13 protein-coding genes are annotated in these 14553 nt (G+C 68.9%); 9 read left to right on the top strand and 4 right to left on the bottom strand.

The window, feature by feature from the left end; translation table 11 throughout:
* The first annotated feature begins 2 nt into the window (after window positions 1-2).
* Window positions 3-1967: an MFS transporter gene (locus ACF8ME_RS10615; RefSeq protein WP_392416351.1), complete on the top strand. Its 1965-nt coding sequence runs from the start codon at window positions 3-5 to the stop codon at window positions 1965-1967.
* On the opposite strand, the gene ACF8ME_RS10610 is transcribed toward ACF8ME_RS10615, so the two are convergent.
* Window positions 1964-3148: a saccharopine dehydrogenase family protein gene (locus tag ACF8ME_RS10610; RefSeq protein WP_392416349.1), complete on the bottom strand. Its 1185-nt coding sequence runs from the start codon at window positions 3146-3148 to the stop codon at window positions 1964-1966. The genes ACF8ME_RS10615 and ACF8ME_RS10610 overlap by 4 nt on opposite strands.
* A gap of 310 nt (window positions 3149-3458) precedes the next feature.
* Between ACF8ME_RS10610 and ACF8ME_RS10605 the strand changes: the two genes are divergently transcribed.
* The 7 genes from ACF8ME_RS10605 to ACF8ME_RS10575 all read left to right on the top strand — a co-directional run bounded on the left by ACF8ME_RS10605 (window position 3459) and on the right by ACF8ME_RS10575 (window position 9982).
* Window positions 3459-3932: a YiaA/YiaB family inner membrane protein gene (locus ACF8ME_RS10605; RefSeq protein WP_012202471.1), complete on the top strand. Its 474-nt coding sequence runs from the start codon at window positions 3459-3461 to the stop codon at window positions 3930-3932.
* Window positions 3933-3969: 37 nt separating this feature from the next.
* Complete coding sequence (locus tag ACF8ME_RS10600) at window positions 3970-4440, top strand: hypothetical protein (RefSeq protein ID WP_016450357.1); 471 nt, start codon at window positions 3970-3972, stop codon at window positions 4438-4440.
* A gap of 8 nt (window positions 4441-4448) precedes the next feature.
* Complete coding sequence (locus ACF8ME_RS10595) at window positions 4449-5267, top strand: DUF2145 domain-containing protein (RefSeq protein ID WP_016450358.1); 819 nt, start codon at window positions 4449-4451, stop codon at window positions 5265-5267.
* Window positions 5268-5334: 67 nt separating this feature from the next.
* Window positions 5335-6432 (top strand): serine endopeptidase, encoded by a 1098-nt coding sequence (locus ACF8ME_RS10590; protein ID WP_392416348.1) that lies wholly within the window; start codon window positions 5335-5337, stop codon window positions 6430-6432.
* Window positions 6433-6734: 302 nt separating this feature from the next.
* Window positions 6735-7754 carry a GGDEF domain-containing protein gene (locus ACF8ME_RS10585; protein ID WP_227472683.1) on the top strand — a complete coding sequence of 340 codons (1020 nt, stop codon included), beginning with the start codon at window positions 6735-6737 and terminating at the stop codon, window positions 7752-7754.
* A 193-nt stretch (window positions 7755-7947) separates the two neighbouring features.
* Window positions 7948-9108 carry a diguanylate cyclase gene (locus tag ACF8ME_RS10580; protein WP_227740886.1) on the top strand — a complete coding sequence of 387 codons (1161 nt, stop codon included), beginning with the start codon at window positions 7948-7950 and terminating at the stop codon, window positions 9106-9108.
* A 97-nt stretch (window positions 9109-9205) separates the two neighbouring features.
* Window positions 9206-9982, top strand: a complete 777-nt coding sequence (locus ACF8ME_RS10575; protein ID WP_017406527.1) for a hypothetical protein — start codon at window positions 9206-9208, stop codon at window positions 9980-9982.
* A 54-nt stretch (window positions 9983-10036) separates the two neighbouring features.
* Here the strand turns inward: ACF8ME_RS10575 and ACF8ME_RS10570 are convergent, their stop codons facing one another.
* The gene (locus ACF8ME_RS10570; protein WP_392416346.1) at window positions 10037-11035 is read right to left on the bottom strand and encodes a Bug family tripartite tricarboxylate transporter substrate binding protein; all 999 of its coding nucleotides are present in this window, start codon (window positions 11033-11035) and stop codon (window positions 10037-10039) included.
* Window positions 11032-12162, bottom strand: coding sequence for an aryl-sulfate sulfotransferase (locus tag ACF8ME_RS10565; RefSeq protein ID WP_212646624.1), 1131 nt, complete (start codon window positions 12160-12162; stop codon window positions 11032-11034). The genes ACF8ME_RS10570 and ACF8ME_RS10565 overlap by 4 nt, the downstream gene beginning before the upstream one ends.
* Window positions 12163-12274: 112 nt before the next feature.
* Between ACF8ME_RS10565 and ACF8ME_RS10560 the strand changes: the two genes are divergently transcribed.
* On the top strand, window positions 12275-13225 hold the full coding sequence (locus ACF8ME_RS10560; protein ID WP_016450365.1) for a LysR family transcriptional regulator: 951 nt from the start codon (window positions 12275-12277) through the stop codon (window positions 13223-13225).
* A gap of 23 nt (window positions 13226-13248) precedes the next feature.
* On the opposite strand, the gene tgt is transcribed toward ACF8ME_RS10560, so the two are convergent.
* On the bottom strand, window positions 13249-14421 hold the full coding sequence (gene tgt / locus ACF8ME_RS10555; protein ID WP_046988757.1) for a tRNA guanosine(34) transglycosylase Tgt: 1173 nt from the start codon (window positions 14419-14421) through the stop codon (window positions 13249-13251).
* Window positions 14422-14553: the final 132 nt, after the last annotated feature.

Genomic DNA, 14553 nt, shown 5'->3' with positions numbered 1-14553 from the left:
AGATGTTCCAGCAAGAGACCGGCAGCCCGTCTGCCCCCACCGCAACGGCCGGCGCCGTGCCATCGGCCGCGCACGAGCACCCCAACCAGTTCGCCCTGCTGGGCCAGCGGCGCTTTGCGCCGTTCTTCTGGACGCAGTTTTCCGGGGCGGCCAACGACAACCTGTTCAAGTTCGCGCTCACCGTGATGGTGACCTACCAGCTCAGCGTCTCCTGGCTGCCTTCGGCCATGGCGGGGCTGGTGATCGGGGCGCTGTTCATCCTGCCGTTCCTGCTGTTCTCGGCCACCTCGGGCCAGCTGACGGACAAGTGGGACAAGACGCGCATGTTCCGCCTGGTCAAGAACCTGGAGATCGCCATCATGGCGCTGGCCGCCTGGGGCTTCATCCAGGCCAATGTGCCCTTGCTGCTGGGCTGCGTCTTCCTGATGGGCCTGCACTCCACGCTGTTCGGCCCCGTGAAGTTCGCCTACCTGCCCCAGGTGCTCAGCGAGCGCGAGCTGACGGGCGGCAACGGCATGGTGGAGATGGGCACCTTCGTGGCCATCTTGCTGGGCAACGTGGCCGGCGGCCTGCTGGTGGCCGTGCCCGAGGTCGGCCATCTGCAGGTGGCCGTGGCCTGCCTGGCGCTGGCGGTGATCGGGCGGATCTTTGCGCAGTTCATCCCCAATGCGCCGGCCACCGATCCGCACCTGGTCATCAACTGGAACCCCTTCACCGAAACCTGGCGCAACCTGCAGCTGGCCCGAGAGCAGCCCGCCGTGTTCCGCTCGCTGCTGGGCATCAGCTGGATGTGGTTCTTCGGCGCCGTGTTCCTCGCCCAGTTCCCCAGCTTTGCCAAGGAGGTGCTCCATGGCGACGAGCATGTGGCCTCGCTGCTGCTGGTGGTGTTCTCGGTGGGCATTGGCACGGGCTCGCTGCTGTGCGAGGTGTTCAGCCGCCGCCATGTGGAGATCGGCCTGGTGCCGCTGGGCGCCATCGGCATGAGCGTGTTCGCCGTGGACCTGTTCTTTGCTTCGCGCGCACTGCCGGCCTCCGAGCTGATGGGCGTGGGTGCCTTCTTTGCCCAGCCCGCGCACTGGCGCGTGATGGCCGACCTGGGCATGCTGGCCCTGTCGGCCGGCATCTACAGCGTGCCCATGTACGCGCTGATCCAGATGCGCAGCCAGCCCACGCACCGCGCGCGCATCATCGCGGCCAACAACATCCTCAACGCGCTGTTCATGATCGCCTCCAGCGTGCTGGCCGGCGCGCTGCTGGCGGCGGGCTTCAGCATTCCCCAGGTATTCCTGATCACGGGCATTGCCAATGCCGTGGTGGCGGCCTACATCTTCTTGCTGGTGCCCGAGTACCTGCTGCGCTTCGTGGCCTGGGTGGCCTCGCGCTTCGTGTACCGCTTCAAGGTGCAGGGCGACGAGCACATTCCGGCCACCGGCGCGGCCATCCTGGCCTGCAACCATGTGAGCTTTGTCGATGCCGTGCTGCTCATGGCCGCCAGCCCCCGGCCCATCTACTTTCTGATGGACCACCGCATCTTCCGCGTGCCCGTGCTGGGCTGGCTGTTCCGCCTGGCCAAGGCCATCCCCGTCGCGCCCCAGAAGGAAGATCCCGCCACCTACGAGGCTGCCTTCGAGCGCGCCGCCCAGGTGCTGCGCGAGGGTGATCTGCTGGCCATCTTCCCCGAGGGCGGCATCACGCGCGACGGGCAGCTGCAGGAGTTCCGGGGCGGCATCATGAAGATCATCGAGCGCGCCCAGGCCGATGGCCTGCAGGTGCCCGTGGTCCCCATGGCGCTGACCAATCTCTGGGGCTCGTACTTCAGCCGTATCGAGCAGGGCGGCGCCATGGTGCGGCCCTTCCGCCGTGGCCTGTTCAACCGTGTGGGCCTGAACGTGGGCCAGCCCATGGCCCAGGCCGAGGTGCAGCCCGCGCTGCTGCGCGAGCGCGTGCAGCGGCTGCTGGCGGCTTAAGAGGGGCTCTGTTCCTCCACCGTGAAGCTCAGGCCGGCATTGGCCTTGAGCCTGGCGATGAGCGCGTCGCCCATGGCAGGCGCCGTGGTCCAGATGCCGCCGGGCGTGTCCGGGGCGTCCTGCAGCAGGCAGACGGCGGCCTCGGTGATCATCTTGGACGTGGAGCCGTAGCCCGGATCGCGGTCGCCCTTGACGCCCACGCGCAGGCTGTGGCCAGCCGCGTCGGTGCCGATGAACAGCACGTCGTAGAAGCCCGATTCGCGCTCTTCGCGCGATGGCCCCTCGCCAGGCTTGGGGCCGTCGTCCGCGCCCAGCGACTTGTCGGCCGCCACGGCGTTGGCCAGGGCCTCGCCCTTTTCGCCCGCGCCTGTGACCATCATCTCGTCGTAGACAAAGTCGGCGCCATAGGCATGGCCCAGCAGAAAGTTGGAGCGGTGCACGTTGCGCGTGTTGATGGCCGCCATCACGAAGGGCGCCACCCACAGGCCCAGCACCTCGTCCACCATGGGCTTGCTGCCGGACGGCTGGCGCGGGCCCTCGAAACCCGGCGTGAGCGAGAACGGATTGCGCAGCAGCTCCAGCACGCCCGGCTGGGCGGCGGCCGCCGCCATGGTGGCCTTGAGGCTGGCGGCCGTGCCGCCCGAGAAAGTGCCCTTCATCTTGCGCACCCGGCCCCGCACGCGCTGGGCGGGCTGGCCGAAGCGGGCCTGCATCTCTCGCTGCAGCATGAACACGCCCAGGTCGAAGGGAATGGAATCGAAGCCGCAGGAGAACACGATGCGCGCGCCGCTGGCCCGGGCTGCGGCCTCGTGGGCATCGATCATCTGGCGCATCCACGCTGGCTCGCCGCACAGGTCCACATAGTCCACGCCGGCGCGGGCGCAGGCGGCCACGAGTTCGTTGCCGTAGAGCTGGTAGGGGCCCACCGTGGTCAGCACCAGGCGGGCCTGCTCCATCAGCGCCTGCAGGCTTGCGGGATTGCCGGTGTCGGTCACCACCAGCGGGGTATCGGCGGGCGCGCCCAGCTCGTCGCGCACGGCCGCGAGCTTGGCGGCATTGCGCCCGCCCATGGCCCAGCGCAGGCCGCTGCCTGCGGGGTAGCGCCTGAGCAGGTACTCCACCACCAGCCGGCCCGTGAAGCCGGTGGCGCCGTGGACGACGAGGTCAAAGGGTTTGGTCATGGGAGATCTCCATCAATCAGCGTGGCGAACGTGCGATTGCCCGCTGCACTGCAGCCGGGGTGGGCGCATTGTCTGTGGCGCGCCGCAGGGTTCCTGTCGCCCAGGTGCCGTGCCCGATGTCCTGTGTGCTGGTGTCACATGCAGGAACTTTTTGGGGTGTAAACAACAGTCAAAAACTTGAAAAGTACCGTTTGAAGATACTCGATGGCCTGTGTCTGGCCACTGTTACGGTTGAATGCAGACACGCAAGTTACGTCTGGGCACCATGCGTCCCGTGTTCAACCAATGCCCTTGAGGGGCACCTCGGCAAATGTCCTCTTCTCCCATCGTCGTTCAGCGTGATACCCGGGCCTGGCAACTGCAGGTGTGGGTGTCGTTCGGCATTGCGGTCTCGCTGTGCGCCATCGGCCTGGCATGGCTGCCCGGCGAGCAGCTGGAGCAGGCCTTCATGGTGATGGGCTATGTGTTCTGCCTCTCGGCCGCCTTCGTGCTGGCCAAGTTCGTGCGGGACAACGAGGGCGGCCGCAGCGGCGCAGGCGACACGCCCATGTGGAAGCTGGTGGTCTGGGGCGGCTTTGCCGTGTCCATGGCGCTGACCGGCTGGGGGCTGGTGAGCATGGACATCAACGTGACCTACAAGGCCTTCCTGGGCGTGAGCTGGCTCTATCTCATCACCACCGCCTTCACGCTGGCCAAGATGCTGCGTGACCGCCACGAGGCCGACCTGGCGCAGGCCCGCATGCATGGCCGCCGCGAGGCCGCGCAACCGGCCGACGCCGAGTGATGTCCACCCCTTCCCCGCATTTCCAGGAGTCCAAGCAATGATGGTCAACCAATCCGTTTTCACGCGCCTGCCGCGTGCCCTGCTGGCCGCTGGTGCGCTGTGCGCAGCCCTGGCCATGGCGCCTGCCCATGCGCAAAGCGAGGCCTCGGTGGCGCTGTCCATGCTGCCCGTGGCCTCCGTGGTGGGCACGGCTTCGGTGGCTTCGGCGGCCGCTGGCGCCGTGGTGGCCGTGCCTGCCGCTTTGTCGGTGGGCGGCGCGGTGCTGACCGTGAAGGCGGTGCAGGCCTCGGCCACGGGCACGGTCTACCTGCTGGAGCGTGCCTCCGACGGCGCCCAGGCCAGCGTAGAGGTGGTGGGGCGGGGCGCCTCCGCCTCGGCTTACGCCGTGGGCACGGTGCTGACCTGCAGCGTGATCGGCACGGGCGTCATCATCTCGGCGGCCGGCAAGGTGCTGGCCTTCATCCCCAACGAGATGGGCAAGGCCCTGCTGCACAACGAACGCCTGTGATGCCCGCCATGAAACCGCTGCTTTCTCCTTCCCCTGCAGCCCGTGCCGCCTGCCTGGGCCTGCTGCTGGCCGCCGCGCTGGGCACGGCCCATGCAGGGCGCAGCTGCGAGGACAAGCCCCTCACGCCCCAGTCCCTGCAAAAGGGGCTGGACCTTGCCCAGCGCACCTCGCAGGCGCTGGATGCCGAGTACGCGAAGAACGGCACCCGTGTCGTGCTGCTGGCGCGCGTGGGCCAGGACCTGAGCAAGTACGACCTGCACTACTCGCACTACGGCTGGGCCTACAGGACCCCCGAAGGCCCCTGGCGCGTGGCGCACAAGCTCAACGAATGCGGCACGGCCGGCGGCCATGTCTACCGCCAGGGCCTGGGCGAGTTCTTTCTGGACGACCTGTGGCGCTACGAGGCCGGCGTTCAGGTGCCCACGCCCGCCGTGCAGCAGGCGCTGTGGACCTTTCTGACCCAGCCCCAGACCGTGCTGCGCCTGCAGCACGAGCCCTACAGCATGGTCAGCTATGCCTGGGGCCAGCGCTACCAGCAGTCCAACCAGTGGGCCACCGAAACCCTGGCCGCCGCCATGGAGCCGGCCACGGTGCAGCGGCGCCAGCAGGCCCAGGCCTGGCTGCAGTTCAAGGGCTACGAGCCGGGCGTGCTGGTCATCCGCGCGCTGTCGCGGCTGGGCGGGCGCGTGACGGCCGCCAACATCGCCTTCGACGACCATCCCAACGACAAGCGCTATGCCAGCCGCATAGAGACCGTGACCGTGGAGTCGGTGACGCAGTGGCTGCAGCGCAGCCAGCTGGCGGGTCCGGTGCGCGTGCTGCCCTGAGCCGGACCGGCTCTTCCTCCGCCTGCGGTCTTCCTCGGCCGCAGGCCACTGAAACAGGAGTTTCCCCATGAGCAAGGCCCTGCGTCTGCCCGAGAAATGGTTCCGCCGAGGCCTGTGGCTGGTGGCGGTGGTGTTCGCGTCCTTCCTCATCGGCCTGGGCGGCCTGGTGGTGGGCGACCTGCCCCAGGTCGAGTCGCCGCGCACGGTGGAGGACTTCATCGCGCCCGAGGCGGCCGAGCCCGTGAAGGCCGAGATCAAGGCCGCCGATGCCGACCACGACAAGGCGGAAACGGCGCTGGAGAACGCACGGCTCAAGTACCAGGCCGCGCAGTCGCGCTACCGCTCGGCGCGCGAGACCTTCGACAACTGGGTGGCCACGCGCCGTGCCACCGCCCGGCCCGAGCAGGACAGCGAACTGCTGTCGCGCACCCAGGCGCTCGATGCCATCAAGCAGGAAGAGAACACCGCCCGCGCCTCCGTGGAGCGGCTGCAGGATACGAGCCTGCGGGCGCGGCAGCGCCTGGACGCGGCCAACCGCCAATGGGACGATCTGCGCGACGGGGCCATGGAGGCCTGGCGCACGGAGATGCGCGCCGTCGAGCTGCGTGTCTTTCTCTACCGCCTGGCGCTGACCCTGCCGCTGCTGCTGGCGGCCGGCTGGCTGTTCGCCAAACAGCGCAAGAGCACCTGGTGGCCCTTCGTCTGGGGATTCATCTTCTTTGCGCTGTTCGCTTTCTTCGTTGAACTTGTGCCGTACCTGCCCGACTACGGCGGCTACGTGCGCTATGTGGTCGGTATCGTGGTGACGGTGCTGCTGGGGCGCGCGGCCATCCTGGGCCTGAACCGCTATCTTGAAAGGCAAAAGCAGCAGGAATCGCTGCCGGAGACGCAGCGGCGCCAGGAACTGGGCTACGACGTGGCCCTGGCCCGCCTGGCCAAGGGCGTGTGCCCGGGCTGCGAGCGCCCCGTGGATCTGAAGGACGGCGCCATCGACTTCTGTCCCCACTGCGGCATCGGCCTGTTCGACCGCTGCGGCAGCTGCAACACCCGCAAGAGCGCCTTTGTACGCTTTTGCCACAGTTGCGGCACCCAGGCCGATGGCCACAGCAGGAAGGCGGGCGCGGTGCTGCCCCGGGCGCAGGAGCCCGGGCCGGCGCCAGGCTGAGCCGGCCTGGCCGTCAGGGGCTCCAAGCCCCTTGAAGCTGCACGGGGTTGTGGTACACCATGGCTTGCGCGCTCGGCCGGGGCGCAGATGTCTTCAGCGAGGATGCCATGTCACGCCAGCTGCCGTATCCCCCACAACACACGCCAGCGCAACCCGCCCACCCACCGGCCGGCGGGTCCGCCCATGTCCTTCCCCTTGCGGCCTGGGCCGTGGGGGCGGCCCTTCTGGCAGGTCATGTGCTGGCGGGCCCTTCTTCATGGAAAGCATGGGCGGCCTACGCCGCGCTGTCGGCATTGGCCGGCATGGCCTGGATCTGGCGCTGCCATGCAGCCGGCTTGCCGCTGACCCGGACGCTGCGCGGCCATGGCTGGATACAGGCCACGATGGCCTTGCTGCTGGCGGCATGGCAGCCGACCCTGGCCTGGGCTTGTGCCCTGCTGTGGCTGGCGGCCGTCGCCTGGCTGCCCTGGGATGGCGAGCGCGAGCAGGCGCTGCATCTGCCCACGGGCCAGGTGGTGGTGCTGTGCGCCATGCTGGCCATGCTCTGCGCCGTGGTGGTGGCCAGGCCCATGCCGCAGATGGCGCCGGGCCCGGTCGCCGTGCGCATCCTGTGGCTGGCCAGCGTGCTGCTGCCGCTGGCCGTGCATGCGCTGGCGCTGTGGCAGGCGCTGAGCCGCATGCAGCGCCAGTACACCGAGGAGCTGGCGCAGCTGTCGAGCTATTGCGGCCAACTGGCCGACGATGTGCAGCAGTTGCAAAAACGCGTGGGCTCGCTGCAATTGCCCACGGGGCGCGACACACTCACCGGCGTGGCCAATTACGCGCGATTGATGGATGTCGTCGATGGCCTGCGCGAACGCCATGCCCGCAAGCCCGAGCCGTTTTGCGTGGTGCTGCTGGAGCTGGACCCGTGGGTGGAGCGCGTGGGTGTTCACCAGGCCTACAAGGGCCCCTCGCTGCAGGACCGCGTGCTGCTCATGCTCAGCGGCCTGCTGGTCACGCATCTGCGCACCGTGGACGGCATAGGCCGCTACCGCGACGACACCTTCATGCTGGTGATGCCCGATACCGCCTCGGTCCAGGCCGTCTGGGCACTGCAGCGCGTGCGCGAGGGTGTGCGCCAGCAGCGCTGGAGCGAAACGCCCATCCCCGATCCCGACAAGGACCCGCTGACCCTGACCCTGGCCGTGGCGGAGTTCCAGGCGGGCGAGACCTCGGAGCGGCTGGTGCAGCGGGCCGAGGCAGCCCTGTTGCATGGCCGCGCCTGCGGGCGCAACCAGATCGTGGTGGCCGAGGATGTGCGGCCGCCGCGCGCGTCCTAGACGCACAGCCTGCGATAGGGCCTGTTCATCCCCTGCGGGGGAGCGCGCTCCTCGGGATTTCCCGGATGCGGTCACAATGGGCGCCCATCGGGGCCGCCGGCCCGCCGCGCTTCATTGCATGCCCGTGCTTTCCTCCATTTCCCGGAATCTTCCCGACCGCCTCCTTTGGGGGCCGAAGCCGGCGTCACCGCTGGTGGACGAGGCGCTGCACCTGGAGCGCTGGAAACGCCGCACCTGGCAGCTGCACATCTCCGTGCTGCTCAGCCATCTCTATGCGCTGCTGCTGTTCCTGGGCCATGCATGGGCCGGCTACGCGCCCTGGCCCGTGGTGCTGGGCTATGGACTGTGGGTGGCGGCCGGCATGGGCTTCATCACCTGGGCCTATGCCAGCGACTGGTGCCACAAGCTGCGCGATCCGGGCATGTTCCTCACGCACCAGCTGGTGTCCATCATCGGCGTGCTGGGCATGGTCATGGCGGCACCCGCGCTGGCGTTCCAGTCGATGGTGATGCTGATCGCCTTCAGCGCCGACGGTTTTCTCGCGCGCAGCCGCACCAGCTTCTGGCTGACGTGGATAGGCACCCTCGTTGCCGTGGCCGCCATCATCTGCTGGCGGGGTCCGCTGATGCGCATGACCACGGACACGGCTGCGGGCCAGCTGCTGGCCTTCGGCGTGGTGCTGGGGGCCGTGGTGCGCTGCAGCGTGCAGGCGACCTTCTTTCGCAGCATGCAGTACCGGCTGGGCATCGCCAATGACAAGCTGGCCGCTGCGCTGGCGCAGATCGAGGCCTTGCTGCGCCATGACGACCTGACCGGCGTCAGCAATCGGCGCGGCGTGATGGAGCGGCTGCACGAAGTGCGCACCGCCGCCCAGGAGCGTGGCGAGGTGCTGTGCGTGGCGTTGCTGGACATAGATCACTTCAAGCGCATCAACGACAGCTTTGGCCATGAAGGCGGCGATCGCGTGTTGCGCGCTTTCGGCGCGCTGCTGAAGTCGCAGCTGCGCAGTACAGATGGCGTGGGCCGCTATGGCGGCGAGGAATTCCTGCTGGTGCTGCCGGACACCGGCCTTGCCCAGGCCGGCGAATTGCTGGAGCGCCTGCGCCTGCGCATTGCCGAGGCTCCGTGGACGCACACCCTGGGCGATGGCGCCCGCGTCACCTGCACGCTGGGCGCGGCGCAGTACCGCACGGGCGAATCGGTGGAGGCCACCATCGCGCGCGCCGATGCGGCGCTGTACCGAGGCAAGGCCCAGGGCCGCAACTGCACGGTGCTGGAGCCGCAACAGGCCCCGCAGGCCTTGAGCGGCGCCCCGGCCCCCCGGACTGATGCCGGAATGCCTGACCGCTTGTGAGTGCAGCTCACGACGAGTGACAGAAAACATCGTTATTCATGCGCACCGATCGTCCATAGCATCGGCATCCATGCTCGGAATGGACAAGGGTGCAAATATGAACCAATGGTTCGCTGAAATCGCCGGCAACGGGCCCGAGGGCGCTGGCATCGTGGTGTCTGCGCAAGGCTGGGATAGGCATCTGCAGTCCGGCCCCCGCCAGTTGCAGGCCGGCCCGCTCCGCGCCGAACTGGCCGACGGCGGCCTGCGCAATGTCCGCTATGGCGGCGTCGACATCCTGCGCTCCATGGCCTTTGTGGCGCGCGACGGACAAGGTGACCGCTGTGTGCATGGCGCGGGCGAACTGAGCCTGCGCGAGCGGGCCGGCCGCTTCGAGGCCTTCTACGAAACGGTGGTGGACTGCGAGGAGCTGAGCCTGGCCTGGCGCGTGCGCATCGTGGGTTCGGCGCGCGGACTGAGCTTCACGTGCTGGGCGCGTGCCCAGGGGGATGTCGACGGCGGCCTGCAGCGGGGCCTGCGCGCCGGGCGGGCGGGCCTGGAACTGGTGTATCCGCTCAAGGTCCTGGCTGGCCGGCCCGTGCATGTCCAGCATGTCGATGGCAGCGCCGAAACCACCGTGCTGCCCGAGCCCGATGCGCTGCAGCGCCTGTCGCAGCTGTCTGGCATCGCCCATGAGCCCGCACCGGGCCTGCAGGTGGATTGCCGCCTGGAAGGCGCCGAGTTCGAGATGCTGGGCCAGCGCTGTGGCGGCAAGGCCTTTTTCCGGCTGCAGCCGCGCGCGTTGTCTCCTTCGCCCTCCTACCCGTTGACCCGGGGCCGGACCCTGGTGCAGATGGCCGGCCTCTCGTTTGTCTCGCCCGGCGCCCTGCAGTAGCACCGCAAGCAGCGCCAGGCCAGGCCTGGCCGGGCCTGGCCTGGCCTGGCCGGGTCAGCCTGTGCCTTGCAGGCGGGCGGCCTGCACGGTGGCCTCCAGCAGCTTTCTCTCCCTTTGCAGGTGGGCGGTGAACTGGGCTTGCTCCATGACCATGGGCTTGAAGCCGGCCTCGGCCAGCTTGCGCACCAGTTCCGGCTCGGCCAGCACGGCGGCGGTCTCCCGGGCCAGGCGCTCTGCAATGCGGGCATCGGTGCGGGCTGGCAGCAGCAGGCCTTGCCAGGCTTCGACATCGAACGCCTGCCAGACCGCCGTGTCCGACAGGCTGGGTGTCTGCGGCAAGGTGGCGGCCCGCTGGCGCGATGTCACCCCCAGGCCGCGCAGCTTGCCCTCGCGCACGAAGGACTGGACCAGGGCCACGGGCAGCACGGCCAGGTCGATCTGCCCGCCTGCCAGCTCGGTCAGCGCCTGCGGGCCGGATTTGTAGGGCACATGCGTCCATGACAGGCCGGCCTGCTGCTGGAGCATTTCGGCCGTCAGGTGCAGGCTGGTGCCCACGCCGTCGGTGCCCACGGTCAGCCGGCCCGGTTGCTGGCGTGACAGCTGCACCAGCTCGGCCGCCGTGGCGGCCGGCAGGTCGGGGCGGCCTGCCAGCACGAAGGCCGAAGAGGCCACGGGCGCCACGGGCAGCAGCTCCCTGAGGCCGTCATAGCGAAAGCGTTCTGGCGAGACCAGCGGCGCGATCAGCACGCAGCTGGCCACGCCAAACAGCACGGTGTGCCCGTCGGGCCGGGCCTTGATGACACGCTGGGTGGCGATGGTGCCCGAGGCGCCCACCGTGTTCTCTATGACCACGGGCTGGTGCAGCCGCTCGGCCAGCCTCGGCATGACAAGGCGTGCGGCCACGTCCACGCTGCCGCCTGGCGAGAAGGGCACCACCACGGTCAGCGGCTGGCTGGGCCAGGCGTCGGCCCCAGCCGTGGAGGCGCGGGCTGCCGGCGCAAGCCAGGGCGCGCCCAGCATCCAGGCCGCCAGTTGCCTGCGGTTGAGGCTCATGCCAGCCTCCCGGCAGCGCCCAGCCAGGGCAGCTGGTCCGCGTGGTAGCGCCAGGTCTGGAACACGCTGTTGAGCCGGCCGGGGCCGGTGCGGCGCGCTGCGGCATCGGGATACTCGGCGAACCAGGGCAGGATGTATTCCCAGACCACTTCCCCCGCAGGCGTGACCTCGAAGAGCCGGCCCGTGGCCGATTCGGTGATGTGGGTGTTGCCGTTCCACAGGCGCTGGGCATTGCCCATGAAGGCGGTGTAGAAGGCGTTGACCATCTCGTCCTGGTAGCTCCAGACCACGCGGTGGTCGGCCGGATCGATCTCCACCACGCGCGAGAAGGCCACGTGGGCGCCTTCGCGGAAGTTGCCGTTGTCGAAGGCCAGGATGTGGCCGTTGGCCAGTGCCACGGGCGCATGCTGGTGCGAGACCACGGAAGGTGGAATGTGCAGCGTCACCGCGCCGCTGGCCTTGTCCACGGCGATGATGCCGGAGGTGGTGCGCAGGCTCATGAGCACACTGCCGTCGGCCCTCACGCCCAGCCCGTTGACCAGCGGCCAGTGGTATCGGCCAAAGCCCGGGTGGATGGGGAAATCCTCGGGCTCCAGGTGCTCCCAGGCCTTCCACTCCCAGACCAGGCGGCCGCTGCGGTCCACCTCGCGGATCACGTCGCCGTACATCACCTCGCCGGTTCCGTGCGCGGTGCCGCCGGGCACGCGCTCGGCAAAGCCCTCGGGCACGGGCGCGCAGGCGGCATAGAGCAGGTGGCCGTTGGGCAGCCATTGCGCGTCATGGTGGTGGTCCGGGTCCTCGTGGCGCCAGACGATCTCGCCCTGCGGCGTGACCTCGTAGAAATCGCCACCGTGCCACATGGACCACGGCGCATAGCGGTCGGGCGAGCGGGGATGGTTGCCGTTGTAGCCCAGGTTGCCGTTGGGCAGGATCACGGCATGGCGGCCCGCGCGCACGGGCAGTTTCCATTCATGGGCCACGCGGCCCTCGACGTCCACCAGGTAGACATGGCCGTCGGCCGTCTGCGGCGCGATCAGGGTGTAGCCGCCGGCCGAAAGGGCGGGGTCGTGGGCGATGAGTCCGACGCCGCGGCGGCGCTGGGTGACTTGGTCTACGGTGCTTGCCATGGGCTGCTTTCAAAGGAGGGCGGGGAATGAGCGCCACTGTAGGCAGTCGCAAGCGTCAGGAATAGCTGTTTGTTTTGGATGAGGTGTCAGATAAAAATTTACACTCCGCGCCATGCCCGCAATCTCCCAGGCCTTTCGCTGTTTCGACGAGGTGGCGCGCCGTGGCTCGGTGCGCAAGGCCGCCGTCACGCTGCACCTGACGGCGGCGGCCGTGAACCAGCAGATCCTCAACCTGGAGGCCCAGGTCGGCGTGCCGCTGTTCGACCGCCTGCCGCGCGGCATGCAGCTGACAACCGCCGGGGAGCTGATGCTGGCGGCCGTGCGGCGCAGCCAGCGTGACTTCGACAACGCGCTGGCCCAGGTGGAGGACCTGCGCGCCCTGCGCCGGGGCCATGTGCGCGTGGGTGTGTCGCATGCCACGGCCGAGTACCTGCTGCCGCTGGTGATCTCCAGCCTGCATGCACGCTATCCGGGCATCACCTTCAGCGTGCGTTCGGGCACGGGCGAGGAGCTGCTGCGCGGCGTGGCGCAGGGCGAGATCGATGTGGCCTATTGCCTGCGCCGCCCGCCGCCGCCCGGCGTGCAGGAGGTGCGGGCCTGGCCCCAGCCGCTGGGCGCGGTGATGGCCCCCGGCCATCCGCTGGCCACCGAGCCGCGCCTGCTGCGCCTGCGCGATTGCGTGGCCTATCCGCTGATCCTGATGGCGCCGGGCATGGAGCTGCGCAGCATGCTGGAGCAGATGGACAGCGCAGCCCTGCACCAGCAGCGGCCGCTGGTGGAGACCAGCTCCGTGCCCATGGTGCGGCGCCTGGTGGCCGGCAGCACGGCCCTGGGATTCCTGGTGCCCGACAACGTGGCCGAGGATGTGGCGGCCGGCCGCCTGCTCTGGCGGCCCCTGCACGATGCAGGAGCACAGCTGCCAAGCTGTCTGTACCAGCGCATCGGCTACACCAGGGCGGCCGCCATGCGCCTGTTTCTGGACGAGCTGGAGCGCGTGGCCGACGAGATGCGCGCCGGCTTCGAGACCGGCGTGTCCTGGTCGCTCAAGGATATGGCGACCTGAGTGGAACCGCTGACGCTGCGGCGTCAGACGCCGCGAGCGCGCTCGGCCTTGAAGCGCGCGCGCATTTCGCTGAAGTTGCCGGCCTCCAGCGCGTTGCGCACTTCCTGCATCAGGTTCAGGTAGTAGTGCAGGTTGTGGATGGTGGTGAGCATGGGGCCCAGCATCTCGCCGCAGCGGTCCAGGTGGTGCAGGTAGGCGCGCGAGAAGCCGTCGCGTCCGCCTTGCTCCCAGCTCACGCCGCTGGCGCCGGCGCAGGCGTGGCAGGTGCAGCTGGGGTCCAGCGGCTGGTGGTCGGTCTTGTGGCGTGCATTGCGGATCTTCAGGTCGCCATAGCGCGTGAAGATGGTGCCGTTGCGCGCATTGCGCGTGGGCATGACGCAGTCGAACATGTCCACGCCGTCGGCCACGCCCTGCACCAGGTCCTCGGGCGTGCCCACGCCCATCAGGTAGCGCGGCTTGTGGGCCGGCAGGCGGTGCGGCGTGTGGGCCATGATGGCCAGCATTTCGTCCTTGGGCTCGCCCACCGAGACGCCGCCCACGGCGTAGCCGGGGAAGTCCATCTCGACCAGGGCCTGCAGCGATTCCTCGCGCAGGTTCTCGTACATGCCGCCCTGCACGATGCCGAACAGCGCGTTGGGGTTGCCCAGGCGCTGGAATTCGTCGCTGGAGCGCTTGGCCCAGCGGCGGCTCATCTCCATGCTCTTGCGTGCCTCGGCCTCGGTGGTCTTGTGGCCGTTGGTCTCGTAGGGCGTGCATTCGTCCAGCTGCATGACGATGTCCGAGTTCAGGATCGTCTGGATCTGCATGCTGACTTCGGGCGACATGAACAGCTTGTCGCCATTGACGGGGCTGGCGAAGTGCACGCCTTCCTCGGTGATCTTGCGCATGGCGCCCAGGCTCCAGACCTGAAAGCCCCCCGAGTCGGTGAGGATGGGCTTGTCCCACTTCTCGAAGCCGTGCAGGCCGCCGAAGCTCTGCATGATGTCCAGCCCCGGGCGCATCCACAGGTGGAAGGTGTTGCCCAGGATGATCTGCGCGCCCATCTCCTGCAGGCTGCGCGGCATCACGCCCTTGACGGTGCCATAGGTGCCCACGGGCATGAAGATGGGTGTCTGCACCACGCCGTGGTTGAGCGTGAGCTGGCCGCGGCGCGCGTGGCTGGAGGGATCGGTCTTGAGCAGGTCGAATTGCAGCATAGCCCTCCATTGTCCCAGATGGCCGCATGTGCGTGTCGGACGCTCCGTGACTGTCCCCGGAGCCCGTCTGGCTTAGCCGGCCCGCGTCTACACTGGGGTGGTTGCGATTCGCCAGCTACAAAAAAGGAGGTC

It is taken from the genome of Delftia sp. WSY_7, assembly GCF_043104845.1.
GTDB classification, from domain to species: domain Bacteria; phylum Pseudomonadota; class Gammaproteobacteria; order Burkholderiales; family Burkholderiaceae_C; genus Comamonas; species Comamonas tsuruhatensis.
Note: the sequence above shows the minus strand (reverse complement) of the source record. Positions and strands in the feature narration are given on the sequence as shown.

Bases quoted from the DNA above. Each gene is read 5' to 3' on its own strand.
- ACF8ME_RS10600 (WP_016450357.1), top strand. From the start codon at position 3,970: ATGATGGTCAACCAATCCGTTTTCACGCGCCTGCCGCGTGCCCTGCTG.
- ACF8ME_RS10570 (WP_392416346.1), bottom strand. From the start codon at position 11,035: ATGAGCCTCAACCGCAGGCAACTGGCGGCCTGGATGCTGGGCGCGCCC.
- ACF8ME_RS10595 (WP_016450358.1), top strand. From the start codon at position 4,449: ATGAAACCGCTGCTTTCTCCTTCCCCTGCAGCCCGTGCCGCCTGCCTG.
- tgt (WP_046988757.1), bottom strand. From the start codon at position 14,421: ATGCTGCAATTCGACCTGCTCAAGACCGATCCCTCCAGCCACGCGCGC.
- ACF8ME_RS10615 (WP_392416351.1), top strand. From the start codon at position 3: ATGTTCCAGCAAGAGACCGGCAGCCCGTCTGCCCCCACCGCAACGGCC.
- ACF8ME_RS10585 (WP_227472683.1), top strand. From the start codon at position 6,735: ATGGCCTGGATCTGGCGCTGCCATGCAGCCGGCTTGCCGCTGACCCGG.
- ACF8ME_RS10565 (WP_212646624.1), bottom strand. From the start codon at position 12,162: ATGGCAAGCACCGTAGACCAAGTCACCCAGCGCCGCCGCGGCGTCGGA.
- ACF8ME_RS10590 (WP_392416348.1), top strand. From the start codon at position 5,335: ATGAGCAAGGCCCTGCGTCTGCCCGAGAAATGGTTCCGCCGAGGCCTG.
- ACF8ME_RS10575 (WP_017406527.1), top strand. From the start codon at position 9,206: ATGAACCAATGGTTCGCTGAAATCGCCGGCAACGGGCCCGAGGGCGCT.
- ACF8ME_RS10560 (WP_016450365.1), top strand. From the start codon at position 12,275: ATGCCCGCAATCTCCCAGGCCTTTCGCTGTTTCGACGAGGTGGCGCGC.
- ACF8ME_RS10605 (WP_012202471.1), top strand. From the start codon at position 3,459: ATGTCCTCTTCTCCCATCGTCGTTCAGCGTGATACCCGGGCCTGGCAA.
- ACF8ME_RS10610 (WP_392416349.1), bottom strand. From the start codon at position 3,148: ATGACCAAACCCTTTGACCTCGTCGTCCACGGCGCCACCGGCTTCACG.